This is a genomic window from Mycobacterium sp. pW045 (genome assembly GCF_041287085.1).
GTDB lineage: Bacteria > Actinomycetota > Actinomycetes > Mycobacteriales > Mycobacteriaceae > Mycobacterium > Mycobacterium algericum_A.
Genome location: NZ_JBGGKU010000006.1, coordinates 201,560 through 228,086 on the forward strand (window position 1 = coordinate 201,560; position 26,527 = coordinate 228,086).

Genomic DNA, 26,527 nt, shown 5'->3' on the forward strand with positions numbered 1-26,527 from the left:
CCGTCGACTGACTCCAAGATCCCAACAGCAGCGCCGATCTGATCCGGGTCGCCCCGGCGGCGGGTGTGTTCGTCAAGGTGTGCGGGCACTGGTTCGGAGAACTCCGACCGCTCGATCCGACCTGGACAGCGCCCACCAGCAAAATGCTTCGGTTCGAATGATAATTCGGCCCAGGCGATGGTCGAACCATACGGTTTGGCATCGCTGCCTTCGGATGCGCCGATACTGCGCCGCCGGGGTTCCGTTCATGGAGGTAGTTCTGACACCTCGACAACGAACCAGAGTGGCCGGGCCGCGGCCATCGCAGGGCCCTGAAAGACGCTCAGTCCGACGAGTCGTTCAGCGTGCGGTCGAGAAAATCTGCGACTGCCGAAGTGAAGGCGTCGTTGTCGTCGCCCGCAACCATGTGGCCCGTGCCCGAAACGTCGACAGCCTCGGCGTGCGGTACGACTTCGAGGAACTCCTCGACCGACTGCTGCGACGTCACGTCGGAGTGAACGCCGCGAATGAGAAGCGTTGGTGCTCGCACGCGGCGGGCCCCTTCGATGAGAAGGTCGCTTATGGCGCCGAATTCTTTGGCACCAGTTGCTGGGTCGCCCTGCAGGAACTCGAAGTTGGAAGCTATGAACGCCGGATCCCATCGCCAGATCCACCGACCGTCGTCGCGCTGCTGCAAGACCTTTCGGAGACCGTCCAAGTTCTTGGGCCGAGCGCGATGCCGGTTGTACTGGGCAATGACGTCCGCGGCCGCGTCGAGCGTATCGAATCCGTCGGGATGGGCGCCCATGAAAGACACGACGCGGCGTGCTCCGTGAAACTCCATTCGCGGAGTTATGTCGACCAGTACGACGGCTCCCCACAGATCGGCAGGCGCCACCAAATGCGTTCCCAACACCGTCATGCCGCCCAAGGATGCGCCAACGACAGCTGGCGGGCGGCCATCGCTGGCATATCGGCGAATCGACAGCAGGTCGGATGCAAGTCGGTCGAGATCGTATCGACCATCGGGGTCCCACTCGCTGTCGCCGTGACCGCGGGCGTCGTAAGCGACGACGGTATACCCGCGCGCGTGTAAGCGGCGCGCGGTAGTCGCCCAGGCATGGCGGTTCTGTCCACCGCCGTGCAGCAGTATGACGACCGCGCGGGCGGATTCGTGTCGGTAGACATCGGCTGCAAGGGCGGTTCCGTCTTCGTTGCGGACGCGCTCGAACGTTGAGGTCATTTGCTGTGTCCTCGATGGTCGCCTTGGGCAGCGTTCTCGTTCCGCGACCGGATCACGAGGCGCTCTGGGCGACGACGGTCACTGTTCCCTGTGCGGCGCATACCGGGCGTCCCGTATTGGTGATGTCGATCCTGGCGACGCCGCTACGCTTCCCCAGCGCGATGATGTCGGCGACCGCAACGCAGACTCCACTGGACACCGGACGTAGGAGGTTCAGTTTGAATTCGGTTGTGGCCACCCATGACCCAGGTGGGATCACCGGATAGAACACCACGCCCAAGCAGTGGTCGACCATCGCTGACAGGCATCCGCCATGCAGAGTGCCGAAAGGAGTCAACAAATCGGCTCGGGCGTCCATTTCCACTACCAGTCTCCCGGCGGAGAACTCGATGTGGCGGAAGTCCAAGTACTTGGCGAGCCCTCCCGAGGTTCCCCCCGCGTGCTGGAGCTCCTCGGCTATTTGCTTGTTGAACTGGGGGAAGTCCATGGTCAGCGCCTCGTTTCGTTCAGCGATACCGATGCCATCGCTGAGACACTACTCCGCAGTTGTCGCAGCAATGCAACTGTGAGTGTCGGCCAGTAGCGCGGGAAGCAGGAATCGGCGCAAGAAAGCATCGATTCCTTCGGGGCTGCGGTGCCGGGGGCCGCGAACCGCGAGCAAGCTGAGGATGATGCGCAAAATCCATTCGGCGGCGTCATCGACCGAAACGCCGGCTTCGAGTTGATGCCAGTGTGCGGCGAACACGGGTCGCAGAAACTCGGCGACGAGTTCGAACAGCGCCACCGACGTTCCCTCGGCCAGTCCCACGCCGGCGAGTTCATCGTCGCTGGCGAAGAGCATGCCGATTATCGGTTCGCGGCGTGCCGCGCGCACCGTGACTGCAACGAAGTCCAATATGGCAGAGCCCAAGTCGGTGTGCGCCAAGATCCGTCCGCTGGTGCGGTGCAGGTAGCGTTCCGCTGCGCGGACGATGACACCGGATACGACGGATTCGCGACTAGCGAAGTAGCGATAGACCGTGGCGCGCGATACGCCCGCATGCCTGGCGATATCCTCCATCGTGGTGCCCGACAGCCCCTTGCCTTGCAGGCACGTTTCGGCGGCGTCGAGTAGGCGATCGCGCGCCATATCGCGGTTTCGCCCAGGAGTCGCGTCGCCCCGCCGCAACGATCTCTTCGTCACGGGTACGAGTATGCCCTGTCAAGGGACCCGCTCTGTCGAACACCCGCGGTTGTCGCATGGAAACGGATGTGACAATATCGCAGTCGTGTCGCATAGAAGACCTCGACGATGAGCGTGATCTGACCGTTGGCCATCCCACCACGCACTCCGGTTGTCGTCGGCGTCGGTGAACTCACACATCGCGGTGAAGGCACCGTCGATCCCATCGATTTGGCCGCCGAGGCCGCGCGTCGAGCGCTGCATGATGCTTCGGCCGCGATCGGGCATCGCATCGATACCGTGGCGACGCCCGGAATCTTGATGATCCCACGCGACAACCCCGCGTCGAGGATTGCCGAAGCGACTGGGCTGACGCCGGATCATCGCATCAGTTGTCCGGTCGGCGGCAACACCCCCCAGTATCTGGTCGAGGTCCTCGGCCGCCGCATTTGGCGCGGCGTCAGCGACGCGGCTCTGATCGTCGGAGCGGAAAGCGGCGCGTCAGCACGCAAAGTCGCATCCGGTAGCGCACTTTTGGAGCCCAAACCCATCGCAGCACAGGACGAGTCACTCGGTGACACCCGCCCGGGACTGAGCGAAGCCGAGGTGGGCGCCGGGTTACATTGGCCGCACGAGGTGTACCCGATCTTCGAATCCGCGATCGCGGCCCGATCAGGCCGCACATTCGACGAACAGCGCCGCTGGCTGGGTGACTTGATGGCTCCGTTCACGGTTGAGGCGTCCCGACATCTCGAGCAGGCCTGGTTTCCGCGTGCCCGTAGCGCAGACGAGCTCAGCACGGTCTCCCCGGCTAACCGGATGGTGTGCGAGCCGTATCCGAAGCTGCTCAACAGCATCATCGCCGTGGATATGGCTGCCGCTTTCGTGATCATGGCCGCCGAAGTCGCCGAGGAACTCGGAGTGCCCAGTGATCGTTGGGTCTTCCCGTGGTCGTCGGCCACATGCAACGACGTGTATTTCCCGGTTCAGCGGCCTGATCTGGGTCGTTCCGCCGGAATAAGGGCCGCCGGCAAGGCGGTATTGGCGGCCAGTGGACTTCACATCGACGACATTAGATGGTTTGATTTCTACTCTTGCTTTCCTTCCGCGGTCGAGGCGGCGATCGACGCCTTGGATCTCGACCCGGCGGATGACCGCGGGTTCACGGTGACCGGCGGACTGCCCTACCACGGAGGGCCGGGTAACAACTATGTCAGCCATTCGATCGTCGAGATGGTGCGACGCTGCAGGAGCGACCCGGACGCCGTCGGGCTCGTGTCCGGACTGGGCTGGTACATCACAAAGCACTCGCTGGGTCTGTGGTCGGCGACTCCACCGCCAACGGGATGGCAGACTCCGGACATGGCCGATGCGCAGTCTGCGATCGACGGCACCTCCCTCCCGGTCGCTTCTCCCGCCGACGCATCCGGAGAGGCGACCATAGATGGATACACCGTCGTGCACGACCGTGACCAAGGCCCCTCCTGGGTGCCGATTTTCGCGCGCATGACCGACGGCCGCCGCGTCGCGGCGCGCAGTGACGATGCCGAGGTGGCGGTGGCAATGTCACGAGACATGTGCGTCGGACACCAAGTCGCCGTGCGGCAGGCGGACGGACACGTCGAATTCGAACTGTCGTGAACGCCGACGCGCTCGTGCTGACCAAGCCGCGCACCCTTGAACGGCGGCATCTTCCGGTGCCGCGCATCGACGACGAGTCCGGTCTCCTGCGGATCGAGGCGTGCGGGCTCTGCGGAACCGACCACGAGCAGTTCAGCGGACACCTGCCGACGGGGTTCGCCTTCATCCCCGGACACGAGATCATCGGCGTCATCGAGGGAATCGGTGACGCCGCGCGCGAGCGTTGGGGCGTCTCGGTGGGTCAGCGAGTCGCCGTCGAGGTGTTCCGATCGTGTCGGGAGTGCGACTCGTGCGGCCGCGGCGAGTATCGCAGGTGCTCGAGCAACGGCCTCGCCACCATGTTCGGCTTCGTCGACGTGAACATCCCGCCCGGCCTGTGGGGAGGCTATGCAACCCACCTGCATCTGCCGTTCGATTCCATGCCGTTGCCGGTCCCGGACGGACTCGACCCGATCGTCGCGACGTTGTTCAATCCGCTTGGGGCAGGGATCAAATGGGCTGCCATGTTGCCCGAGACAAGCCCGGGCGACGTCGTCGCGGTCCTCGGACCAGGGATCCGCGGGATTTGTGCTGCCGTAGCCGCCAAGGAGGCCGGAGCGGCATTCGTCGCGATGACCGGGGTCGGCCCTCGCGACCGAACTCGGCTAGCCGCAGCCCACCAGTTCGGCGTGGACCTGACCATCGACGTCACCGAAGACGACCCGGCGCAGGCCCTGCAAATGGCGACCGGCCGGCTCGCAGATGTCGTCGTCGACGTCACCGCGAAGGCGCCAGCCGCATTCGCGGACGCCGTCGCACTCGCGCAGCCCGGCGGACGCGTGGTGGTCGCGGGCACACGCGGCGGCGGCGGAGCGCCGGGCTTCGAGCCAGACCTGCTCGTATTCAAGGAACTACGCATCTTCGGTTCGTTGGGGGTCGACTACCCCGCCTACCAGAGCGCCATCGAGCTGCTGGTCTCTAGGCGTTGGCCCTTCGAAGAATTGCACCGCGAGATCACCGGTTTCGCCGGCCTGCCCAGGCTGCTCGACCTTCTGGCCGGCAACGAGCCGGACCGGGTCCCCGCTCTGCACAACGTCTTTGTGCCGATCGCCTGACAGCGCCAACTAGCGCCCAACCGGAAGGATCCACCGTGAGCAGCCAAAGCCGGGTTGACATGCTTGCCCTGACAGATGCCCGCGAGCGCGCCGCTCAATGCGGGATTCCGGACGCCATGGCTGAACTGTCTGTTTTCAGGATCGCGCTTCATCAGCCCCCTGTAGCCGTCGCATTGCATGGAATGCTGGAGGCGTTGCTGTGGAAAGGCGCGCTGGATGCGCGGCTACGGGAGCTGATCATCATGCGAATCGGCTGGGTCACTGATTCGGTCTATGAGTGGACGCAACACTGGAGGGTTGCCCGCTTGCTCGATGTGCCCGAACGCGACCTGCTCGGGGTGCGCGACTGGCAGAACGCCGGCCACTTCGGCGAAGCCGAGCGGGCGGTACTGGCGGCGACAGACGAGACGTTGCGTGACGGCACCATCTCGGATGAAACCTGGGCTGAGTGTCAGCGCGCGTTGCACGGGGACCCGGCCGTCCTCGTCGAACTCGTCGCCGCGATCGGGAATTGGAGATTGTTCTCAGCGCTGCTGCGGTCCTTGCACGTGCCGCTAGAAGACGGCCTCGAAGGATGGCCCCCTGACGGAGTTCGACCCTCCGTTGACTGAAGGGTGATCGGCTCGCCATGTCGACTCCGTGCTATGACTCTGCCCCTAGCACCTGTTGGTCGGGATCTGACGATGTCGAACGGTCGGGCGGTTGCATCTGCAGACGGCGATTCCACCACCGAGGATTGCGCCGGGCCTGAAGACTGAGCCGACGGAATTCCATCCGCTGCAGTCGAAGGAGAACTGGAACACCCAGCAGCGGGACGATCGCACCACGGACCGCACCTCGGCGACCATTCTCCAGCAATCCGGCTACAGCACTGAGCCCCGAAATGTAAAGAATACCGTTGTAAGGCACCAGGATTGGGCCGCATAGTCCTTCGCACTCGGACAGGCTTGGCACACCAAATCTCCAGCGCTTCGGCCAGTGTATGAAGTGAGCCAACACGGTCGTCAGGAACAGGCCGTTCACAACACCGAGGACAGCCTCGTGACGCTTATCGGCACGTTCCGCCATGCGAAGTACTACTGCGGTGCTCATGCCCCAACCCGTCGCTGCCGGCACCGGACCAATCACCGACGCGAACGGCATCGCAACTCCGGACAGCAATTCGTAGAAGACATGCGCGCTCGCTGACACGGCGCCAACTTGTGTGCAGATTTGCCGGGACGTCTTCGGACGCTGACGGGACGGCGGTAATGGCCCTTCCGCCCGCATCAGCGGAATGCCTGAACGCGCGATGCGGCCACGGCACAACGCACTTCTTCGTGAAGAGGTCGTTCCATATGGCGGCTTTCACCACAAAAGTACTTGTCGACCTACACGTTACTCCGTAGCTGTTGGCCGCCATCGGCGTCGAAGAGTTCCTTGGTCCAACGTTCGAGGATTTCTGCGCTATCCCAGTCGTCGGGATGGAACCCGGCGTGGGTGTAGGAACGGAAGCGCTCAATCGCTGCTCGGCTGAACAGCGGGTTATGACGGAAGGCTCGAAGGCTGCGCAGCAACCGCACCGGGTTGTAGGCGGCACGATCGCCGGCCAGAGAGCGGGTGGTCTGGATGACCAACTCGGTGAACAATAGGAGACTGGCGATCCGCATTCCCCAGACCCTGGTGCGTTCGCTTCCACCGACCGTCTCGTAGACATCGAAAGCGACGGCCTTGTGCTCGCATTCCTCCAGTGCGTGCCAAAGCAGAATCGGCCGCACCTCGGTGTAGCCGATCAGTTCTTGAGCTTCGTCGCTGGTGAGAATGATCTCGGCGAATGTCGCCGTGTAGTGCTCGAGGGCTGCCGTCACAGCCAGGCGCATCTTGGGAGAAAAACGCTTCTCGAGTCGGCCAACCAACTTCTTGATATGCCGATCGATCCCCTCGGTGGGATAGCCCATCGCTTGAAGGCGATCGTTGAGCAGCCGATGCTGGTGCCGGTGGGTGGCCTCTTGAGCGATGAATCCCTTGACCGCCTCCTTCAGGTCAGCGTCGCTGATGTGGTCCCGGTACTCGCGGACTGACCGGATGAAGAAGTCTTCGCCTTCGGGGAACGTGGCCGACAAGGTGGACACAAAGTGGCTCATCACCAAGTCGCCATCGACGAAGTGCTGCCGACTGGTCTCAGCAGGCATGTCGAATCGGACACGGCGCGGCTTCGGGACGACCCGCGTGGTGGGCCGTGTGGACGAATCGTCGCTCATGTTGTTCTCCTGTTGTCATGGGCACTGATGATCTGACTTTACGCCTAGTCAGAATTAGATGGCAAGCTATGCGTTGTGCGATCGGTGCGGGTGTACAGCGGGATGTCCGCCGAGGAGCGTCACCGGAACAGGCGCACGCGTCTCATCGAGGCCGCGATGGAGTTGATCGGCACGCACGGCGTTGCCGCCGCCACGGTGACTGCCGTATGCGCTGAATCCGGCGTGACGTCACGCTACTTCTATCAGCATTTCCCTGACAGAGACGCCCTCTTGCGAGCTGTCTACCAGCAGCTCTACGCAACCTTCCAGGAGGTGATAGTTGACGCGATCCCCGATGCCGGCGCCCCACCCGAGGTGCTCGCGTACGCGCCGATCCGCGGGCTGGTCAGCATGATCAACAATGATCCTCGACTGGGTCGGATCTTGTTCGTGGAATCTGCAACGGAGCCGCTGCTTCGGGAGTTACGCAGCGACATGATGACCGGTTTCACCGACCTCGTATTGCGTGAGGCCAGACTTCACCTTGACATCGCCGACTCCGCAGTGGGCGTTGCCCATTTGGCCTCGACATTGGGTGTGGGTGGGTTATTCGAAGTCTTGCGCCGCTGGCTCGACGGAGAACTCGAGTTCACCACCGATGAACTCGTTCAGCACTGCGCAGGTTTCCTGGGCAGCCTCGGCAGCTATGTGCTGCTGCAGAACGCAGTCGAGTCGGCCACGACCAAAGCCAAACCTCAGAGTTAGCTTCTGGCGCCTCCCGGCCGCGCTTCGCGAATGTCGAGGTGCCTCCGCTTGCTTCATTCCGGACTGAACACATGAACGCCGCTGTACAACATTAGAGGCCAGCGTCGTCGACCAAATAACGTTCGGCGAGCGTCTCGGCAAGGCGACTCGTGTGCTCCACGATCTCCCCCTGGATGACGTCAAGCAAACCTGCATGCCATGCGGTGATCAATTCGACGAAGCCACCAACGGCCACCAGTGTGTCCATCCGAAGGGCGGTTTCATCGGCTTCCGGCCTCAGGTGTGGCTCACTGGCTGCGATCACCAGGTGTGTCGCCTCCTGCAGTGCGACAGCGCGCCGATCCTGAAGCGGGGAACTGCCCACGTGTTGAGCCAGTAGAATCTTCGCCCTGCCCGGATCCTCTGCAATCCGGTCGACCACCGCGGCGATGGTCACGCGGATGGTCTCCATCGGCGGCTGCCCGATGCGTTCTGCGAGCGTCGCAGAAACCTCACCGAGCATCTCGTTGCGCACGCCGTCCCATGCAGCGACAAGTAACTCGTCGCGGGTCTTGAAGTCTTCGTAGAAGTAACGGTCGTTCAGGCCGGTTTTGGCGCACACTCCTCTCATCGTGACTGCTGCCCAACCGCTTTCACTCCAGATTTCCGTCGCGGCATCAATGAGGCGCTGACGGCGCTCCGCCCGGCGTTCAGCACCGGTACGCCCGCCCCATCTCTTCGACCGCGTCCGCACATGTCCATCTTGGCAAACCACAGTAGGTCGCAACACTTTGGTAGCATCCGCCCCCAATGGGGGCGCGTGCCACCATAGGACTCCGCGGAGGGCGGCGATTGACGATCAGAACGCTCAAACTTCGAGTTCTCAGAGACGTGGCAGCGGCTGTCGTCATTCCCGCCCCCAGCAGTGATCGTGCGGCACTGGCGACGGTGGCGGTAGGAGGCGCCCTGCACGCCGTGCAGGTATTCGCGGCCGACTGGCCCGCCGCAATCCCGTAGGGAGTCGACTCATGACGCTCTTGAGCGAGGCCCCCACCGGTCGCCGTCACCACTTGCACTACGTGCGGTAGCGTACCGATACCGGCAGTATCGCTACCAGTGGAGGCCAAGTGACCGACGGCAGTGCAGATGCCCCAAGCCAGGCCAAGCGGCCTGGTCGGCGCGCCAACGGATCCACCGATCCGGCCGACACTCGCGAGTACAGCGAACGGTTGGCGACCCTGGCCCGGTTCACCCTCCGACACAAAGCGCTCGTCATCGGGGTATGGCTAGGCGCCGCGGTGGTTCTCGCGCTGCTGTTCCCACAGCTGGAAACCGTGGTGCGCCAACAGTCGGTGGACCTCATTCCTCGCGACGCCCCGTCCTTGCAGACGGTTGACCGCATGAGCGCCGCGTTCGGCGAAGAAGGCTCGAAAACCATGGTGTTTGTCGCCATGGAAGACCCCACTGGCTTGACTCCAACTGCACGGCAGCGCTACGGCGAACTCGTGCGCCGGTTGCAGGCCGAGGGCGACCACGTCCTGCTGGTGCAGGACCTGCTGGCCGATCCGATTACCGAAGCTCAGGCAGTCAGCGCCGACCGCAAAGCCTGGTATCTGCCCGTCGGTGTCACCGGCACCCTCGGAGACCCCACGGCAGCCGAATCCTTGAACGCGGTGCGCGACATCGCCGCGGAGGTGTTCACCGGATCGACCACGACCGTCCAAGTGACGGGACCACCGGCGACCTTCAGCGACATGATCGCCTCCGCCGAGCACGACCTGCTGTTGATCTCGATCGCTACCGCCGGCGTGATCGCCCTGATCTTGCTGATCGTCTACCGGTCAGTGTTCACCGCGCTGTTGCCACTGCTGGTAATCGGGTTGAGCCTGGCGGTTGGGCGCGGCGTGCTGTCCGCCCTCGGCGAGATGGGCATGCCGGTCTCCCAGTTCACCGTCGCCTTCATGACGGCGATCCTGCTCGGCGCCGGAACTGATTACACAGTTTTTCTGATCAGCCGATACCACGAGCAGCGCCGCGCCCAAGTACCCGCCGATCAGGCGATCATCCACGCCACCGCCAGCATCGGGCGCGTCATCCTGGCGTCCGCCGCCACCGTGGCACTCGCGTTCTTGGCCATGGTCTTCGCGCGGCTCAGCGTCTTCGCCGCCCTGGGCCCCGCGTGCGCCATCGCCGTGCTGTTCGGATTTCTGGCGACCGTCACCCTGCTGCCACCCGTGCTGTCGCTAGCCGCCAAACGCGGCATCGGTGAACCCAAATCCGACCGCACCCGCCGCTACTGGAACAGCGTCGCCGTCGCCGTGGTCCGCCGTCCGGTGCCACTGCTGATCGTCAGCCTGGCCATCCTGCTCGCCCTATCGGCAGCCGCTGCGACCATCAAAATCAGCTACGACGACCGCAAGGGACAACCAGACACCACGGCCAGCAACCAGGGCTACCAACTTCTGGACCGCCACTTCCGCAAGGACGTCGTCATCAGCGAGTTCCTCGTCGTGGAAAACCCGACCGACATGCGGACCGGGAAAGGACTGGCCGACCTCGACGAGATGGCCTCCCGCGTCTCCCAGATCCCCGGCGTCACCAAAGTTTCCGGAGTCACCCGCCCCACCGGAGAGCGCCTCGACCAAGCAGAACTGGCCTGGCAGAACGGCCAGATCGGCGACAAAATGGCCGGCGCGGTCGCCGAGGGCAACTCACGCAAAGACGACCTCGCCAAACTCACCGGCGGCGCCGACCAGCTCGCCGACGGCCTCGCCCAACTCGACAGCACCGTGCGCACCGCCCTCGCGCCACTGGCCGGAATCCTCACCCAAGCTCAATCCGCGGGAACTCAGGTCAACCAATTCCGGCCACTGCTGCAACAGCTTTCCGCCACTGCCCCCGCCGTCGACCAAGCCATCCAATCCGGCCCAGGACTGCGACCGCTGGCCAACCAGGCGCAGAACGCGATCACCCAGCTCGATCCACTCGTGGGCGCGCTCAACACCTCACCGTGGTGTGCCGCCACCCCGCAGTGCGCCCAAATTCGTGACCAGGTGAAGATTTTGGTCAGCCTGCGCGACAGCGGATTCTTCGACCAGATCGCCGACCTCGGGGACCGCTACGATCCCGCGACCAATGCCACCGTTGGTGGCACCCTCTCCAACGTCCAGAACGCAGTCGCCTCGCTGGACAAGGCATTCGGAGCCCTCGGTGACCCCGCCGACCTGGCCACCAATCTCCGCCGATTGCAGGACGGAATCGGACAGCTCGCCTCCGGCGCTCAAGCACTCGCGACCGGTGTCCGCACCCTCGCCGACAGCAACATCGAAATGCTGTCCGGTATGAGCCAGATCGCCACCCAACTACAGAATTCCTCACGCGCAGCGGCGGACTCCGACTCCTCGAGCGGTTTCTACTTGCCCGCTAATGCATTCGAGAACCGGCAATTCACCGATGTTGCCAAGCAATTCCTCTCACCGGACGGCAAGACCGCGCGGTTCATGATCGAAAGCAGCCACGACCCTTACAGCGTCGAAGCCATGGAGCTCGCCAGCCGCATCACCGACACCGCCAACACCGCACGACCCAACACGTCGCTCGCCGACGCCACCGTATCCGTCGCCGGCTTCCCCGCCGTCAACTCCGATATCCAACGATTCCTATGGGCCGACTTCGCACAACTGGCCGTCGCCACCATAATCATCGTCGGCGTCATCCTGGTCCTACTGCTGCGCGCACTCCTGGCACCGCTCTACCTCTTAGGCACCGTCGTGCTGAACTACCTCGCCTCGCTCGGCATCGGCGTTGTGGTATTCCAATGGGGACTGGGCTACGAAATCGCTTGGCCCGTACCATTACTGGCATTCATCATCCTCGTCGCCGTCGGCGCCGACTACAACATGCTGCTCGTCTCACGGCTCCGCGAAGAATCCGGGACCAACATCCGCGTCGGCGTCCTGCGCACCGTGGCAAACACCGGAGCCGTCATCACCTCAGCTGGTCTGATATTCGCCGCCAGCATGTTCGGCCTCATGGTCGGCTCAGTCGCAATCATGATCCAAGCCGGCCTCATCATCGGCTTCGGACTGCTGCTCGACACCTTCCTCGTGCGCACCCTCACCGTGCCCGCGATCGCCACACTCCTACGCGAAGCCAGTTGGTGGCCCACCAAAGCAACGCGGACCCCAGTAGCTGACACCGCCACGCAGAAATAATGAGCAACGCACTACTAGTGGAAGCGAGGAATGCGAGGGCCATTCACAGCCGTGATCTTTGGTTGCGGATCCGTCGGAATCTGGCGTTGCAAGCCCGTCGAGTAAGCGTCCATGAACTGCTGCAGCTTTGCGTTCAGGCGCCGCCCATAGCCGACTGGATCGTCTTGGTAGCCCACCTGGATAGGGGGTCCGACCAGCCGTTCCATGCCAGTGAATCGCGCCAGCACGCCGACGAATGCTCAGTATTCTAGAGCCGCGAGCACACCGTCACACTGAAATATTCGGTCGTACCGGCCCGAAGTTCGTTGGCGCAGAATTCCTTTGTCCACCAATTTTGTGATGGCGGTGTTCGCTGCCTGGTAGGAAACACCGTGCAACGCTGCCGCAGCCGACGCCGTGATCATCGGGTAACCGATCAGGTCGTCAGCGATCCTGAGCGAGACCCCTTTGGCTCCGCGCAAGATCACCTGAAATTCCTCACGGAGCGCCAGGAGCTTGTCCACTCGCTCAACGACTTCCAAGGCCTCGGCATGGATGGCCGCGGAAATGAAGCACACCCAGCTGTCCCATCCACCGGTCTGCGACACGCGCAACAATCCGTCCTGATACTCGGTGCGGTGTTGCTCCAGCCACGGTGAGATGTTCAGGACCGGAAAACGCAGTTCACCAGCACTCATCAACTGCAGCGCCATGACGAGACGCCCCAGCCGGCCGTTGCCGTCATGAAACGGGTGCAAGGTCTCGAACTGATAGTGCGCGACCGCTACTCGGATGATCGTCGGTATTGCGCTGGGTTCCCGGATCCAGTCCTGCCACAGCCGCAACCCGTCGAGCAGCCGATGATCAGCCGGAGGCGGCACGAACCGAGCCGACGTGACACGCCGATTGCCGAGTCCGATGAAAACCTGAGTGGTGCGGACGCTGCCCGCGTGCGAGCCATCACTGGCGGTCCCACGCAGGAGTTCGCGCTGTAAATCCTCGAGCATCCGAACCGATATCGGTTGCCCTTCGGCCACGAGTTCGTATGCCCGCTCAGCTGCGGTGACGTAGTTCCTGACCTCACTGACCGAACTGGTGAGCTCCTCAGCTTCGAGAAAGTCTGCTTCGAAAACGTCCGCCAAGAACGCGTAGGTGCCCTCCAGCGCGGAGGTACTTACCGCTTCCCGACGAGTGGCCGGCCGAGCGAGCAGGCTCGGGTTCGGCAGCAATGAAGACGCTTGGTCGGCACGTGCCATCGCCGCCGCGGCGTCGATCACCGCGGCATAGGTCTGAGCTTCCAGTTTGAGGTCCGCAGGAAGGGGGTCCGGCACGTAGGCGACGTATTCGTACGCCTCACCTAATCGGGGGTCATGACCCCCGATTGGCACCAACCGTCCGATCGGGCTGTTACGAAGCGCCTCGATATCCATCGGATCCACCTCAACTCGCCAAGCTTGAATTCCAGGAGTGCAATTTCAAGGTTAGCGCCTCAACCTTGAAAACTGACATCCTGATTTCAAGGTTCCCGCTCTCGGTAGATCAGAAGCGGCCTTGACCACCAAGGTGTCTCAGTCCGCAGGCAGTCCGCAGTAGATTTTCGCGACTCCTGCGCGCGCCAACCCACCCAATACAGCTGAGCTGGGAAACTTACGCGGGCCAACGTACCCAACGTCATCAAAACCCCAGGTGGCGTGGTTCGGGACGAAGAGGTCGTGGGTTCGAATCCCGCCACCCCGACTGGCGTTGATGCAGTTCACAGGCCCTGACCAGCAAGTCCGGTCAGGGCCTTTGGCTTGCTCGGTCCGCCGGACATGCCGCCGTCAACGCAGCGAAGCGCTGCCTAGCGCCGGCCGGGGCCGACCGGGCCGGGGCCGACCGGCCCGGGTCCGACCGGCCCGGGTCCGACCGGGCCCACAACACCGCCGGGTCCGACGGGTCCGCCGACGCCGACACCCGCGGGTCCGGCGGGTCCGATGAACGGATGCGGGTCGATCCCCCCGGGTTCGCACTGGTTTGTCTCTGTGTTGAAGTACATGCCGTAGCCACAGCCATCGACGGGGTAGGCCCGACTGATGGCCGGTGCGGCGAGTCCCATCAGCGATCCTGATGTCGCGACAACGGCAAACATGGCGGCTCGGCGCCCCAACAATCGGCTCATTGCCGTCTCATTTCTGTTGTCAGCCGGTCGCTGATCACGGTGTTGACTGGTCCACCATAGGCGCGGGTAACCGGTTTCACCGGTGGCTCACTCGAATTGGGTCCAGCCGGCCGGCGGTGCGCGCGTTCGGCCTGACTGAGCGTCATGGCGTGAGTCGCGGTGGCCTAATGACGGCGGCCAGTCGAGATATCGCTAATCGCACATGCCGCAGACCCCGGTAACCGACAGCTGCATACCGCAGCCGCAGAAGTCTGCTTCGCGACGGACGTCGCGCGCGCGGTCGGTGCGCTGATGGACCCGGGTTGTGGGATGCTCCACCAACCAGGTCCCCTTACGTGAACTCGGTCTACGCTCAGCCCCCTCGCCGACAACCTGGACGATCTCGTCTTCGGAGCCGAACCCGTTCGTATACCCCCAGGCGATGTGGAGATCCGCGCGACCATCGCGCCGCCGAGCGATCACGTACGGCTTGTCCGTCGTCCCCGCTGCGCGGTATTCGGCGATATCGACAGCGTCCACGATCCGCTTGACGAATGCGTGATTCTCCGCGGGAATCCGCGCCCACTTCATCGCTGAGATCAACGACTCGGAGAACTGCTCGGGTGTGGCCATGCATTGATCTTCACCTACCGCACCGACAACCTGCCGCGCCACTCACTTCAGGAGCTGCAGCCGCCACTCCCGCAATATCGGCTCGACCATCACGAAATAGGTGGTGTTGTCGTCGCCCTCGGGGCCGCCCGTCAGTATTCCCGCGGCGCTGATGGTGCCATCGGGGTTCGTCACGAAACCCGGGCTGCCGCTGTCGCCTTCAGTGCTGTACAGATTCGTCACCACGAGGTTGCCGGCGACTTCGGTCACGACCCCGCACGTCTCCCCGGTCCGCGAGCCCACCTTGCAGAACGGCATGCCAACGTGGATCTGGCCGGGACCCAATACATCCCGGATGTGGTAACGGCCGTCGACGCCACCGTTGGGCGGGGGTGTTCCCGGGCGCAGTCGGATGATGGCCGCGTCGCGGTCGTCGCCGTTGTTCTCGCTGGCGAAGATCGGGCCCAGTGGCGCGGCCGCGGCGTCGGTCCATTCCGAGCCGTCGCCGGAATCGCAGTGCCCGCTGGTGAACAGGAAGTAGTCGCCGAAGCGGTTCTGGGCGGCGAAGCCGGCGGTGCAGACACTGTCGTCGTTGCCGACCTCCATGCCGGCCGTCGGGTTGGCCGGCGCCGCGCCGGCGAGCACCACACCGGCCGCCGCGAGCGCGGCCGTGAGCAGGCTCGGCTTCCACATGTCACGCAACCCCGGGACCACCCGGTGATGTTAGCCCGGCGCTGACCGCTCGAGACCCGAATCGCCGGCCATCGCCGCCCGGCCCGGGTCAACCGCTCCCACCGGGCTTGGTGCGCGTCGATTCCCCGCTGAGCCCCCGCGCGGTGTTGACCAGACCCACCATCGAAAACGCCTGCGGCGTATTGCCGACCTGGCGCCCGGAGTCGGTGTCGTACTCCTCGGAGAGCAATCCGACGTCGTTGCGCAAGCCCAACAGTCGCTCGAACAGCGCCCGCGCCTCGTCGCGCCGGCCGATGCCGTGCAGTGCGTCGGCGAGCCAGAATGTGCAGACCAGAAACGCCCCCTCGGTCCCGGGCAGCCCATCGACCGATCCGTCGGATGTGTCATAGCGCCGCAGGAAGCCGTCACTGGACAGCTCGCGCTGTACCGCCTCGACGGTTCCCACCACCCGCGGGTCGTCCCACGGCAGGAACCCCACCCGGGGAATCAGCAGCAGCGCCGAATCCAGGCCGGCCGAACCGTAATACTGGGTGAACGTGCCACGCTCGGTGTCGAAGCCGTGCTCACAGACGTCGGCGTGGATGGCATCAGCAAGCTCCCGCCACCGATCGACGGGACCTTCCCGACCGTGGTTGCGCACCGCGTGCACCGCCCGGTCCACCCCGGCCCAGGCCATCACCTTCGAATGCACGAAATGCCGCTGCGGGCCGCGGACTTCCCACAGGCTGGCGTCGGGAGAGTCCCAGTGGCCTTCGAGGAAATCCAGCAGGGCGCGCTGGATGTCCCAGGCGGTGTCCTCGCATTCCAGCCCGCAATCCAGCGCCAGGTTCAGGCCGTCGAGCACTTCGCCCCAGACGTCGAGCTGGAACTGGCCCGCGGCCTCGTTGCCGGTCCGCACCGGCACCGAACCCTCGTAGCCGGACAGCCAGTTCAGGGTCTGCTCGGGCAACCGACGAGTGCCGTCCAGGCCGTACATGATCTGCAGCTTGGCCGGATCGCCGGCCACGGCGCGCACCAACCATTCCCGCCACGCTTTGGCTTCGGCGGCGTAGCCGGTGCCCAGCAGCGCCTGCAGAGTGAAGGTGGCGTCACGCAGCCAGCAGTACCGGTAGTCCCAATTACGCACGCCGCCAAGGCATTCCGGTAGCGACGTGGTGGCTGCAGCGACGATCCCGCCGGTCGGGGCGTAGGTGAGTGCCTTGAGGGTGATCACGGCGCGGCGCACCGCGTCGGCCCACTGGCCGCGGTATTGGCACTGGTCGATCCAGTTCTGCCAGAACGATTCGGTTTTGCCCAGTGCCCGCACCGCCTCGGACCGCACGGCCTCCGGCAGCAGGTGCGACGGGGTGTGGGTCAGCACGAACGGCACTTTTTCGCCGGCAGCCACCTCGAACTCGGCGACGGTGGTCATGTTCTCGCCCCGCATGCCGACCGGACTGGACAGACAAAGCGTGTCGGGGCCGGCGACCGCGATCAGCCCGTCGTCACGGCGGCGAATCCAGGGCACCACATTGCCGTAGTCGAACCGGATCGTCAGGTCCATTCGCATCGAGACCCGCCCCGACACGCCTTCGACGATCCGGACGACGTCGGCGCTCTTCCCGCGCGGCGGCATGAAGTCGGTGACCCGCACCGTGCCGCCCGGGGCGTCCCATTCGCTGTCGACGATCAGCGTGTCGCCGCGGTAGCCGCGCCGGGTCGCCGGGCCACCGCCGGCCGGGGCGATGCGCCAGTAACCGGCGGATTCGTCATGCAGCAGCGCCGCGAAACAGGCCGGGGAGTCGAACCGGGGCAGGCACAGCCAGTCGATGCTGCCGTCGCGGCCCAGCAACGCCGCGGTGTGCAGGTCACCGAGCAGCGCGTAGTCCTCGATCAGTGCTGATGCCATCGGCCGCTAGAGGCGTTCCTTCACCGCGGCAGACAGCCGGGAACCGTCGGCCTTGCCCGCCGCGATCGCAGTGGCGGCCTTCATCACCAGGCCCATGTGCTTCATGTGCGGCCGCTCGCCGATCTCCTCGGCCACCTGGGCCAGTGCCGTTTCGACGACGTCGGCCAGTTCGGCCTCGTTGAGCGGTTCGGGCAGGTACTCGGCGATGATCCGGGCCTCGGCGTGTTCTTCGGCGGCGAGCTCACCGCGGTTGTTCTGGGTGTAGATCTCGGCCGACTCCGCCCGCTTGCGGGCCTCGCGGGTCAGCACCTTGAGCACGTCGTCGTCGGTCAGCTCGCGGGCTTGCTTGCCGGAGACCTCCTCGGACTGGATCGCGGCAAGCAGCATCCGCAGGGTTGCGGTACGCAGCTTGTCCTGCGCCTTCATCGCTTCGGTCAGGTCCGCCCGCAATCGGGATTTGAGTTCCGCCATGGCGCATAACGCTACGCTCAGCCACATGGTGAATCCGCCGCCGCCCGGCTATCCGGACCCTGGCTTTCCCCCGCCCGGCTACGGCCCGCAGTCCGGGTATGGCCCGCAGCCCGATTACGGCCCGCCACCCGGTTACGGACCACCACCGCCCGGCTACGGACCACCACCGCCCGGCTACGGACCACCCCCGCCCGGCTACGGACCACCACCGCCCGGCTACGGCCCACCCCCCGGCTACGGCCCACCCCCCGGTTATGGCCCACCACCGCCGGGCTATGGCCCTCCGCCCGGTTACGGGCCACCCCCCGGTTTCGGTCCGTCTTCGGGCTATCCGCAGCCGGAACTCAAACCGGGCGTGATCCCGCTGCGCCCGCTCAGCCTGACCGACATCTACAACGGCGCCGTCGGCTACGTCCGCGCCAATCCGGCCGTCGTGCTCGGGCTGACCGCGATCGTCGTGGTGGCCACCCAGATCATCAGCGGGATCGCACTGGCCGGCCTACTGAAGGCAGTCGCGCCGGAGCATCGCGGCTCGTCGTCCGGCGAGATCTCCGGCGGGGACGTGGTGGCGTGGCTGATCGCGTTCGCGGGCGCGGGACTCGTGACAGCCCTGGGCACCATCGTGCTGACCGGCATGCTGACCGCCGTCGTCGGACGTTCGGTGTTCGGCTCACCGATCACCGTCGGGGAAGCCTGGGCTATCGTCCGCACCCGCTTTGCGGCGCTGATCGGCCTGACCGTCCTGGTCGGCCTGGCGGCGGCGGTACTGTGCGGATTCGCCGCGTTCGTCATCGTGATGGCCGGCGGCGCCGGAGGGCCCGGCGCCGCGGTGCTGGTGGGACTGCCGCTGGTGCTGGCACTGATCGCAGCGCTGGGTTACGGCTATGCGGTGGTGGTGTTCGCGCCGACGGTGATCGTGCTGGAACGCCAACCGGTGTTCGAGGCGATGCGCCGGTCGTTCACGCTGGTGCGCAACAGTTTCTGGCGAGTGCTGGGAATCCTGGCGCTGACCGCGCTGATCGCGTCGCTGGTCAGTAGCGCGGTCGAGTTTCCGTTCAACATCATCGGGATGGCAGTCACCCATGGCGCCGACGCCCTGACCACGGCGGCGCAGCTGGACGTGTTCTCCCGGATAGGCGCGACGATCGGCCAGATCATCGTGCTGCCGTTCACCGCCGGTGTGGCGGTGCTGCTGTATACCGATCGCCGTATCCGCTCCGAAGCGTTCGATCTGGTGCTGCGCACCGGCGTGGCAGGCGGACCGTACGCCGCCGGGTCGACCGACCAGCTGTGGCTGACCCGGCCCCCGGGGTGAGGACTGCCGGGTGCCCACCGTCGACATTGACCGCGAAGCCGCCCGGGAGGCCGCCGAACGCGAGCTGGCCAACCCGATGTATCCGCGGCCATCGCCGAAGCAGCAGTTCATCGACTACCTCGAGACACTGGTTCAGCGGCTGATTCTCAAGGGCGCAGAGCTGCCGGGCGGGTGGTTCACCATCAGTGTGCTGCTGATCCTGCTCGCGGCCGCGGTGGTGGCCGCGGTCGCAGTCGGTCGGCGCATGCTGCGCGACGGCCGCGGTGACCCGCGGTTGTTCGGCCCCTCACCGCGCAGCGCCGCCGAATACCGCGCGGCCGCGCAACACTGTGCGGCCGCAGGAGATTGGGGCGAGGCGATCCGGCACCGCCTGCGGGCGGCGGCACGCGAACTCGAGGAAACCGGGGTGCTCCATGCCGCTCCGGGGCGCACCGCAACCGAACTGGCACGCGACGCCGGCACCGCGCTGCCCCACCTGGCGGCCGCCTTGCTGCGGGCCGCCGAGACGTTCAACGATGTCAGCTACGGCGAGCTGCCGGCCACCCCGGACGGCTACCGGATCGTCGCCAACATCGACGAGCAGGTGTGCGCCCTGACGCCGCGGCGGCAGTACCGGTGACCGGCACGCGGCGCAAGAGCCTGTGGGTCGCGGTCGCCCTGGCCGTGATCGTGGTCGTATCGGTGGCCGGCGCCTATCTGACCAGTCCCCGTCCGGGCGGCCGGATGGACCCGACCGCCACCACGCCACAGGGCGCCCACGCCGTGGTGACGCTGTTGCGCGACCGCGGCGTCGAGGTGGTGATCGCCGGCACCGTCGACGACGTGGCCCGCGCGGCCCGCCCGGATGCGCTGATGCTGGTCGCCGAGACCCAGCGCATCGCCGGCGACGAACTCCTGGAGCGGCTGGCCCGGCTTCCCGGGGACCTGCTGCTGGTGGCGCCCGATTCGCGGGCGCGCAAAGCCCTGGTGCCCGAGATCCGATCGGGACCGGCGCGCCCGTTCACCCGCCGACCCGCCTGTAATCTGCGCGAGGCCGAGCGGGCCGGGACGGTCGATCTCGGCGCCACCGCCACCTACGTTGCCTCGCAAGACGGTTCGGTACGCAGCTGCTACAACGGTGCGCTGGTGCGTTATCGAAGCGGCCATCGCACCATCACGGTGATCGGCAGCCCGTCCTTCATGACGAACACCGACCTGGCCCGCGAAGGCAACGCTGCGTTGGCGATGAACCTGGCCGGCGCGCGGGACCGCCTGATCTGGTATGCGCCCCAACGTCTCGAAGGCGGAAGAGCCGGTAGCGCAACGATTCTCGGGCTGATCCCGAGCAATGTTACCTGGCTGGTCTGGCAGCTGTGCGTCGCACTGGCGCTGGCCGCAATGTGGCAGGGACGCCGACTCGGCCCGCTGGTCGCCGAAACCCTGCCGGTCGTGGTGCGCGCATCCGAGACCGTCGAGGGTCTCGGCCGGCTCTACCGGTCCCGCCGGGCCCGCGACCGGGCTGCCGCCGCACTACGTACCGCATCGCTGCGCCGGATCGCCCCACGCCTGGGCCTGGGGCCTGCCGAGGATCCGCCGGCGGTGATCGCCGCGGTGGCCCAGCGCACCGGAGCACCTCCGGACTGGTTGTGGCACTTGCTGTTCGGCCCGCACCCGGAAAACGACGACGCGCTGGTCGATCTTGCCCGCGCACTCGACGACATCGAAAGGCAGGTCATCGAATCGTGACACAGACTCCCCCGCCTCCCCCGGCCCGCGAGGCACTGCTGGCGTTGCGCAACGAGGTCGCCAAAGTGGTGGTCGGCCAGGACGCCGTGGTCAGCGGCCTGGTGATCGCCCTACTGTGCCGCGGCCACGTGCTGCTCGAAGGCGTTCCGGGTGTGGCCAAGACGCTGCTGGTCCGGACGCTGAGCGCGGCGTTGCGACTGGACTTCAAGCGGGTCCAGTTCACCCCCGATCTGATGCCCGGAGACATCACCGGATCGCTGGTCTACGACACTCACACCGCACAGTTCGCCTTTCGCCCCGGCCCCATCTTCACCAACTTGCTGCTGGCCGATGAGATCAACCGCACCCCGCCGAAAACCCAAGCGGCACTGTTGGAGGCGATGGAGGAGGGGCAGGTCAGTGTGGACGGGGCAGCCAAGCCGCTACCCGAAGTGTTCATGGTGGCGGCCACCGCAAACCCGATCGAGTACGAGGGCACCTATCGGTTGCCCGAGGCCCAGCTCGACCGTTTCCTGCTCAAGCTGACCGTCCCGCTGCCGGGGCGGGAGGCCGAGATCGACATCTTGTCCCGGCACGCTCGGGGTTTCGACCCGCATGACCTGTCCGCGGTCGCTCCGGTGGCCGGCGCCGCGGATCTGGCGGCCGGCCGCGCTGCGGTGCGCCAGGTGCTGGTCGCCGACCAGGTGCTGGGCTACATCGTCGACGTGGTCGGCGCGACCCGGCACTCCCCGGCTCTGCAACTGGGCGTCTCGCCGCGCGGCGCGACCGCATTGTTGGCCACCTCGCGATCGTGGGCGTGGCTGTCCGGGCGCAACTACGTGACGCCCGACGATGTCAAGGCGATGGCCCCGGCAACCCTGCGGCACCGGGTGATGCTGCGTCCAGAGGCCGAACTCGAAGGAGCCAGCGCCGACGGTGTGCTCGACGGCATCCTGGCCTCGGTTCCGGTGCCGCGCTGGTGATCCTGACCGGTCGAGCCGCGCTGATCGCACTGGTCTGCGCCCTACCCGTCGCGCTGGCCCCCTGGCCGGCGACGGCGTTCACCGTGCTGCTGGCCGGGCTCGGCGCCGCGGTGGTGCTCGACATCGCGTTGGCGGCCGACCCCGCCAGGCTGGCGATCACCCGGACCATGGACAGCGCGGTCCGGCTGGGCCAGTCGGCGGCGACCACTTTGTCGGTCGTCAACGGCGGCCGCCGGTTCCGCGGGCAGCTGCGTGACGCCTGGCCTCCCAGTGCGCGCGCCCACCCGCGCGACCATCTGCTCGATCTGCCGGCCGGCCAGGAGCGTCGGCTGCTCACCGAGCTGCGTCCGATTCGCCGGGGCGACCAGCACGCCGCGCTGGTCACGGTCCGCTCGGTGGGCCCGCTGGGGCTGGCCGGCCGGCAGCGGTCCCGGCGGGTGCCGGCGCGGCTGCGGGTGTTGCCGCCGTTCTTGTCCCGCAAGCACCTGCCGGCACGGTTGGCGCGGCTGCGGGAGATCGACGGGAATCTGCCGGCGTTGGTCCGCGGCCAGGGCAGCGAGTTCGACTCGCTGCGCGAGTATGTCGTCGGCGACGATGTGCGTTCGATCGACTGGCGCGCCACCGCCCGGCGCTCCGATGTGGTGGTGCGGACCTGGCGGCCGGAACGGGACCGGCGGGTGGTCATCGTGCTCGACACCGGCCGGACCGCGGCCGGCCGGATCGGGGTCGACTCGACCGCGAGCGACCCGGCGGGCTGGCCCCGGCTGGACTGGTCGATGGATGCCGCACTGTTGTTGGCGGCGTTGGCGTTGCGCGCCGGGGACCACGTCGATCTGCTCGCCCACGATCAGGTGACCCGCGCCGGTGTGTTCGGAGCCGCCCGCAGCCGGCTGTTCGCCCAGCTCGTCGACGCCATGGCACCGCTGCAGCCGGCGCTGGTCGAATCCGACTCCGCGGCAATGGTTTCCGTGTTGTCCCGGCGGGCCCGCCGAGGCAACTTGGTGGTGCTGTTGACCGACCTCAACGCCTCCGCGCTCGAGGAGGGGTTGCTGCCGGTGTTGCCGAAGCTGACCGCGGACTATCAGGTGATCCTGGCTGCGGTCGCCGACCCGCGGGTGGAACGGCTGGCGCGGGGACGCACCGACGCGGCCGCGGTGTATGACGCGGGCGCCGCCGAACGCGCCCGCAACGACCGGCAGGCGCTGGCGACCAGGTTGCGCCGCAGCGGCGTGCGGGTCATCGACGCGCCGCCCGATGACCTGGCGCCGGCACTGGCCGATGCCTATCTGGCGATGAAGGCTGCCGGACAACTCTGATCCTTTTCGTCGGCGAGCAGTCGCGAAAACCCCCAAATTGCGTGTGAAAAAGGGGCTTTCATGTCCGCTCGGCGGAGGAAATCAGCCGGTGGGGACGACGTCGGGCGCGTCGGCGATGTCGCCGGTCTCGTCGGCGGCCACCGCCTTGCGGCCGAAGTGCACCACGTAGGCCAGAAACGCCGCCTCGGCCAGCACCCCGATGCCCACCCGCAGCCACGTCGGCAAGGGCGAGGGCGTCACCATCGCCTCCAGCAACCCGGCCACCGCCAGCACCGCGACGAGCCCCACGGCGACCGCGACCACAGCGCGGCCCTGCTCGGCGAGCACCTGTCCACGCGGACGGTCGCCCGGTGCGATCACCATCCAGCCCAGCCGCATGCCGACCGCACCGGCCAGGAACACCGCGGTCAGCTCCAGCAGGCCGTGCGGCGCCAGCAGGCCGAGCATGAAGCCGCCCCGGCCGGCGCCGAACATCAGCCCGAGTGCCACGCCGAGGTTGGCGGCGTTGGCCAACAGCAGCGCCGGGATCGGCAGCCCCAGCAACACCGAGAACGCGATGGCGCGCGCGGCCACCCAGGCGTTGTTCACCCAGACCTGCAGCGCGAAGGCCCCGGCCGGGTGATCGCTGTAGTACGAGGCGAAGTCGTGGTTGATCAGCTGGTCGAGCTCGGCCGGTGTGCCGATCAGCGCCTGCACGTCGGGGTCGCCGGCCACCCAGGCTGCGATAACCACCGCGACGGCCAGGAAGGCGGCGGCGGTGCCCAGCCACCACCGCCAGGCCCGGTAGGCCACCACCGGAAACGACACCGTCCAGAAGCGGACGAACTCCGAGGCCAGCGGGGCGTGCGCACCGGTGACGGCGGCACGCGAGCGTGCCACCAATCCCGAGAGCCGGCCGATGAGCGCCGAATCCGTCGACGACGAGCGCAGCACCGACAGGTGAGTGGAAACCCGCTGGTAGAGCTCCACGAGCTCGTCGATTTCGGCGCCATCGAGCCGCCGGCGCTTCTTCACCAGTTCCTCCAGCCGATCCCAGGCCGGGCGATGGGTCAGCACGAAGGCGTCGACATCCACGGCGTCGAGCGTAGCGAGACAGGTCCCGCCATAGGTACGGCCAGGAGTTCTCCGCCGGTGCCGGATCGGCGGGTAGCGTCTGCGCTATGCCGAATCGCAGCCACGAGCTGGTGACCGGCGACGCCGTCGTTCTCGACATACCGATCGCGCAGCTGCCGGTGCGCGCGGTCAGCGCGCTGATCGACATCACCGTCGTCATGGTGGCCTACGTGTGTTCGATGGTGCTGTGGGCGATGACTCTCGGCCGTTTCGACGCCGCCCTGACCGCCGCGATCATGATCATCTTCGCGGTGGTGCTGCTGGTGGGCTATCCGGTCACCATCGAGACCCTCACCCACGGCCGGTCGCTGGGCAAGATGGCGATGGGACTGCGGGTGGTCTCCGACGACGGCGGCCCGGAACGCTTCCGGCAGGCGCTGTTTCGGGCGCTGGCCGGCGTGGTGGAGATCTGGGCGCTGACCGGCAGCCCGGCGGTGATCACCAGCCTGCTGTCGCCGCGAGGGAAACGCCTGGGCGACATCTTCGCCGGCACGATGGTGATCAGTGAACGCGGGCCGGCCGCGGCGCCGCCACCGCAGATGCCTCCCGGGCTGGCGTGGTGGGCATCCACCCTGCAACTCTCGGGGCTGCGATCCGAATCAGCCGAGCTGGCAAGGCAATTCCTCGGCCGCGCCGCACAACTCGATCCGCACACCAGGCAGATGATGGCCTACCGGATCTCCGGTGAGGTGCTCGCCCACATCTCACCGCCCCCGCCGCCGGACGCGCCGCCGGAACTGGTGCTGGCGGCAGTGCTCGCCGAGCGCCATCAACGTGAGCTGGCCCGACTGCAGGCCGGGCCACCCATCCCCTACCCACCGCCGGTGTCCTGGCCGCCGGCGGGACCGGGCGGGTACGCGCCACCGCGCTGATTCGATCAGAGCTGTTCGACGGTGCGGCGCTGGTATCAACCGTCCCGGGCGCCGAGCCCAGCGCGTCGCGCAGTGCTTTCGGCACCGCAATCCGGCCTACGGAATCGATGACAACCTCCAGTGGGATGGAATTACCAGCCGTTTCCCAGTTCTACGCCTTGCTAGGCCGATAGTTTCCGATATATCGTGACAGTATCGGAAGAGCCCGTGGGCGCTTTCGGTCCCAGAGCACGAGAGAGGTGAACTATGAATGTCCCCTTCGGTCCGCCCGGCGGACCCTTCACGCACGACCCTGAGCAGTCCGGCGGATTCGGGTTCGGAGCTGCCACCCCGCAGCAACGCCGGGCGGCCCACGCGGTGCGCCGGCAAGCCCGGCGCGAGTTCCGCCGGCAGCTGCGCGACCACAGCGCCGAGCCCTGCGGGCCGCTCGGCTTGCACCCCGGCCACGAGGCCGGCGAGTCGGGCTTCGGAAGGGGCTTCGGCCCCGACTTCCGCCACGGTTTCGGCCCGGGCTTGGGCCCCGGTTTCGGCCCGGGGGGTCCCGGTTTCGGTTTCGGCTTCGGCCCGCCCAGGGGCCGCGGGCATCGGCGGGGCCACCGCGGCCGGCGCGGTGACGTGCGGCTCGCCATCCTGGCGCTGCTGGCCGAGGGCCCGATGCACGGTTACGAGATCATTCAGCAGATCGCCGAACGCAGCCAGCAACTGTGGCGCCCCAGCCCGGGGTCGGTGTATCCGACGCTGCAGATGCTGGTCGACGAGGGATTGATCAGCGGCAGCGAAACCGGCAAGAAGCGCCTTTTCGAGTTGACCGAGGACGGTCGCGCGGTCGCCGAGGAGATCGAGACCCCTCCGTGGGAGGAGATCGCCGACGGCGCCGACCCGGGGCAGCTTCGGCTGCGCACCGCGGTCGGCCAGCTGTTCGGCGCGGTCGCGCAGGCCAGCCAGGCCGCCACTTCCGAACAGCAGCAGCGCATCGTCGACATCGTCAACGGCGCCCGCAAGGAGATTTACGGCATCCTCGGCGAGACCGACTGAACCGGACTGTCCAACTCAACAGCCGGCTCGTCCCTCGCCCGCATCGTCGCCGGCTGAACCGGACTGTCCGACTCCTCAGCCGGCTCGTCCCTCGCCCGCATCGTCGCCGAACG

Annotated in this window: 24 protein-coding genes; 12 read left to right on the top strand and 12 right to left on the bottom strand. The window is 66.5% G+C overall.

All coding sequences use genetic code 11. The annotated features are described in order from the left end of the window. Positions 1–322: 322 nt before the first annotated feature. Genes ACAG20_RS11895 through ACAG20_RS11905 form a run of 3 tightly spaced genes read right to left on the bottom strand, consistent with a single transcriptional unit; the run spans position 323 to position 2,351 of the window. Positions 323–1,222 carry an alpha/beta fold hydrolase gene (locus ACAG20_RS11895; protein WP_011895462.1) on the bottom strand — a complete coding sequence of 300 codons (900 nt, stop codon included), beginning with the start codon at positions 1,220–1,222 and terminating at the stop codon, positions 323–325. Positions 1,223–1,274: 52 nt separating this feature from the next. Further along, positions 1,275–1,709 (bottom strand): PaaI family thioesterase, encoded by a 435-nt coding sequence (locus ACAG20_RS11900; RefSeq protein ID WP_011895463.1) that lies wholly within the window; start codon positions 1,707–1,709, stop codon positions 1,275–1,277. A 48-nt stretch (positions 1,710–1,757) separates the two neighbouring features. Beyond that, positions 1,758–2,351, bottom strand: a complete 594-nt coding sequence (locus ACAG20_RS11905; RefSeq protein WP_011895464.1) for a TetR/AcrR family transcriptional regulator — start codon at positions 2,349–2,351, stop codon at positions 1,758–1,760. Between the two features lie 180 nt (positions 2,352–2,531). On the opposite strand from ACAG20_RS11905, the gene ACAG20_RS11910 reads away from it, so the two are divergent. From ACAG20_RS11910 to ACAG20_RS11920, 3 genes are read left to right on the top strand one after another with little or no spacing between them, the layout of a single operon-like run. Further along, positions 2,532–4,025: an acetyl-CoA acetyltransferase gene (locus ACAG20_RS11910; protein WP_041800306.1), complete on the top strand. Its 1,494-nt coding sequence runs from the start codon at positions 2,532–2,534 to the stop codon at positions 4,023–4,025. Further along, a complete protein-coding gene (locus tag ACAG20_RS11915) occupies positions 4,022–5,119 on the top strand; it encodes a zinc-binding dehydrogenase (RefSeq protein WP_011895466.1) in 1,098 nt (365 codons plus the stop codon). The genes ACAG20_RS11910 and ACAG20_RS11915 overlap by 4 nt, the downstream gene beginning before the upstream one ends. A 35-nt stretch (positions 5,120–5,154) precedes the next feature. Next, complete coding sequence (locus ACAG20_RS11920) at positions 5,155–5,730, top strand: carboxymuconolactone decarboxylase family protein (RefSeq protein WP_041800308.1); 576 nt, start codon at positions 5,155–5,157, stop codon at positions 5,728–5,730. A gap of 31 nt (positions 5,731–5,761) precedes the next feature. Here ACAG20_RS11920 and ACAG20_RS11925 read toward each other — a convergent pair whose 3' ends face one another. Continuing rightward, on the bottom strand, positions 5,762–6,310 hold the full coding sequence (locus ACAG20_RS11925) for a hypothetical protein (protein WP_052537336.1): 549 nt from the start codon (positions 6,308–6,310) through the stop codon (positions 5,762–5,764). Between the two features lie 179 nt (positions 6,311–6,489). Beyond that, positions 6,490–7,359 carry a metal-dependent hydrolase gene (locus tag ACAG20_RS11930; protein WP_011895469.1) on the bottom strand — a complete coding sequence of 290 codons (870 nt, stop codon included), beginning with the start codon at positions 7,357–7,359 and terminating at the stop codon, positions 6,490–6,492. 102 nt (positions 7,360–7,461) lie between these two features. On the opposite strand from ACAG20_RS11930, the gene ACAG20_RS11935 reads away from it, so the two are divergent. Beyond that, positions 7,462–8,103 (top strand): TetR/AcrR family transcriptional regulator, encoded by a 642-nt coding sequence (locus ACAG20_RS11935; RefSeq protein ID WP_011895470.1) that lies wholly within the window; start codon positions 7,462–7,464, stop codon positions 8,101–8,103. Positions 8,104–8,194: 91 nt separating this feature from the next. Here ACAG20_RS11935 and ACAG20_RS11940 read toward each other — a convergent pair whose 3' ends face one another. After that, positions 8,195–8,836 carry a TetR/AcrR family transcriptional regulator gene (locus tag ACAG20_RS11940; RefSeq protein WP_085981140.1) on the bottom strand — a complete coding sequence of 214 codons (642 nt, stop codon included), beginning with the start codon at positions 8,834–8,836 and terminating at the stop codon, positions 8,195–8,197. A gap of 373 nt (positions 8,837–9,209) precedes the next feature. Here ACAG20_RS11940 and ACAG20_RS11945 point away from each other — a divergent pair, with 373 nt between their 5' ends. Then, positions 9,210–12,296, top strand: coding sequence for an RND family transporter (locus ACAG20_RS11945; RefSeq protein WP_370492648.1), 3,087 nt, complete (start codon positions 9,210–9,212; stop codon positions 12,294–12,296). 239 nt (positions 12,297–12,535) lie between these two features. Here the strand turns inward: ACAG20_RS11945 and ACAG20_RS11950 are convergent, their stop codons facing one another. The 5 genes from ACAG20_RS11950 to ACAG20_RS11970 all read right to left on the bottom strand — a co-directional run bounded on the left by ACAG20_RS11950 (position 12,536) and on the right by ACAG20_RS11970 (position 18,076). Then, on the bottom strand, positions 12,536–13,705 hold the full coding sequence (locus tag ACAG20_RS11950; RefSeq protein WP_062660257.1) for a Fic family protein: 1,170 nt from the start codon (positions 13,703–13,705) through the stop codon (positions 12,536–12,538). Between the two features lie 920 nt (positions 13,706–14,625). Next, a complete protein-coding gene (locus ACAG20_RS11955) occupies positions 14,626–15,045 on the bottom strand; it encodes a hypothetical protein (protein ID WP_370492650.1) in 420 nt (139 codons plus the stop codon). A 42-nt stretch (positions 15,046–15,087) separates the two neighbouring features. After that, positions 15,088–15,717 carry a S1 family peptidase gene (locus ACAG20_RS11960; RefSeq protein ID WP_112689206.1) on the bottom strand — a complete coding sequence of 210 codons (630 nt, stop codon included), beginning with the start codon at positions 15,715–15,717 and terminating at the stop codon, positions 15,088–15,090. 88 nt (positions 15,718–15,805) lie between these two features. Then, positions 15,806–17,605, bottom strand: a complete 1,800-nt coding sequence (locus ACAG20_RS11965) for a glycoside hydrolase family 15 protein (RefSeq protein WP_370492651.1) — start codon at positions 17,603–17,605, stop codon at positions 15,806–15,808. Positions 17,606–17,611: 6 nt separating this feature from the next. Further along, the gene (locus tag ACAG20_RS11970) at positions 17,612–18,076 is read right to left on the bottom strand and encodes a GatB/YqeY domain-containing protein (RefSeq protein WP_112689210.1); all 465 of its coding nucleotides are present in this window, start codon (positions 18,074–18,076) and stop codon (positions 17,612–17,614) included. A gap of 25 nt (positions 18,077–18,101) precedes the next feature. Here ACAG20_RS11970 and ACAG20_RS11975 point away from each other — a divergent pair, with 25 nt between their 5' ends. From ACAG20_RS11975 to ACAG20_RS11995, 5 genes are read left to right on the top strand one after another with little or no spacing between them, the layout of a single operon-like run. Then, complete coding sequence (locus ACAG20_RS11975) at positions 18,102–19,391, top strand: hypothetical protein (RefSeq protein ID WP_370492652.1); 1,290 nt, start codon at positions 18,102–18,104, stop codon at positions 19,389–19,391. 10 nt (positions 19,392–19,401) lie between these two features. Further along, entirely contained in the window at positions 19,402–20,010 is a 609-nt protein-coding gene (locus ACAG20_RS11980) for a DUF4129 domain-containing protein (RefSeq protein WP_370492653.1), read from the top strand. After that, entirely contained in the window at positions 20,007–21,116 is a 1,110-nt protein-coding gene (locus ACAG20_RS11985) for a DUF4350 domain-containing protein (RefSeq protein ID WP_370492654.1), read from the top strand. The genes ACAG20_RS11980 and ACAG20_RS11985 overlap by 4 nt, the downstream gene beginning before the upstream one ends. Continuing rightward, entirely contained in the window at positions 21,113–22,078 is a 966-nt protein-coding gene (locus ACAG20_RS11990; RefSeq protein WP_370492655.1) for an AAA family ATPase, read from the top strand. Before ACAG20_RS11985 ends, ACAG20_RS11990 begins: the two co-directional genes overlap by 4 nt. Beyond that, the gene (locus tag ACAG20_RS11995) at positions 22,075–23,394 is read left to right on the top strand and encodes a DUF58 domain-containing protein (RefSeq protein ID WP_370492656.1); all 1,320 of its coding nucleotides are present in this window, start codon (positions 22,075–22,077) and stop codon (positions 23,392–23,394) included. The genes ACAG20_RS11990 and ACAG20_RS11995 overlap by 4 nt, the downstream gene beginning before the upstream one ends. An 81-nt stretch (positions 23,395–23,475) precedes the next feature. Here ACAG20_RS11995 and ACAG20_RS12000 read toward each other — a convergent pair whose 3' ends face one another. After that, positions 23,476–24,468, bottom strand: a complete 993-nt coding sequence (locus tag ACAG20_RS12000; RefSeq protein ID WP_370492658.1) for a stage II sporulation protein M — start codon at positions 24,466–24,468, stop codon at positions 23,476–23,478. A gap of 86 nt (positions 24,469–24,554) precedes the next feature. On the opposite strand from ACAG20_RS12000, the gene ACAG20_RS12005 reads away from it, so the two are divergent. Both ACAG20_RS12005 and ACAG20_RS12010 read left to right on the top strand, forming a co-directional pair. Then, on the top strand, positions 24,555–25,379 hold the full coding sequence (locus tag ACAG20_RS12005) for an RDD family protein (protein ID WP_370492659.1): 825 nt from the start codon (positions 24,555–24,557) through the stop codon (positions 25,377–25,379). A gap of 246 nt (positions 25,380–25,625) precedes the next feature. Then, positions 25,626–26,414 (top strand): PadR family transcriptional regulator, encoded by a 789-nt coding sequence (locus ACAG20_RS12010; protein WP_370492660.1) that lies wholly within the window; start codon positions 25,626–25,628, stop codon positions 26,412–26,414. Positions 26,415–26,527: the final 113 nt, after the last annotated feature.

Bases quoted from the DNA above. Each gene is read 5' to 3' on its own strand.
- ACAG20_RS11950 (WP_062660257.1), bottom strand. From the start codon at position 13,705: ATGGATATCGAGGCGCTTCGTAACAGCCCGATCGGACGGTTGGTGCCA.
- ACAG20_RS11960 (WP_112689206.1), bottom strand. From the start codon at position 15,717: ATGTGGAAGCCGAGCCTGCTCACGGCCGCGCTCGCGGCGGCCGGTGTG.
- ACAG20_RS11935 (WP_011895470.1), top strand. From the start codon at position 7,462: ATGTCCGCCGAGGAGCGTCACCGGAACAGGCGCACGCGTCTCATCGAG.
- ACAG20_RS11955 (WP_370492650.1), bottom strand. From the start codon at position 15,045: ATGGCCACACCCGAGCAGTTCTCCGAGTCGTTGATCTCAGCGATGAAG.
- ACAG20_RS11965 (WP_370492651.1), bottom strand. From the start codon at position 17,605: ATGGCATCAGCACTGATCGAGGACTACGCGCTGCTCGGTGACCTGCAC.
- ACAG20_RS12010 (WP_370492660.1), top strand. From the start codon at position 25,626: ATGAATGTCCCCTTCGGTCCGCCCGGCGGACCCTTCACGCACGACCCT.
- ACAG20_RS11970 (WP_112689210.1), bottom strand. From the start codon at position 18,076: ATGGCGGAACTCAAATCCCGATTGCGGGCGGACCTGACCGAAGCGATG.
- ACAG20_RS11905 (WP_011895464.1), bottom strand. From the start codon at position 2,351: ATGGCGCGCGATCGCCTACTCGACGCCGCCGAAACGTGCCTGCAAGGC.
- ACAG20_RS12005 (WP_370492659.1), top strand. From the start codon at position 24,555: ATGCCGAATCGCAGCCACGAGCTGGTGACCGGCGACGCCGTCGTTCTC.
- ACAG20_RS11895 (WP_011895462.1), bottom strand. From the start codon at position 1,222: ATGACCTCAACGTTCGAGCGCGTCCGCAACGAAGACGGAACCGCCCTT.
- ACAG20_RS11975 (WP_370492652.1), top strand. From the start codon at position 18,102: ATGGTGAATCCGCCGCCGCCCGGCTATCCGGACCCTGGCTTTCCCCCG.
- ACAG20_RS11900 (WP_011895463.1), bottom strand. From the start codon at position 1,709: ATGGACTTCCCCCAGTTCAACAAGCAAATAGCCGAGGAGCTCCAGCAC.
- ACAG20_RS11930 (WP_011895469.1), bottom strand. From the start codon at position 7,359: ATGAGCGACGATTCGTCCACACGGCCCACCACGCGGGTCGTCCCGAAG.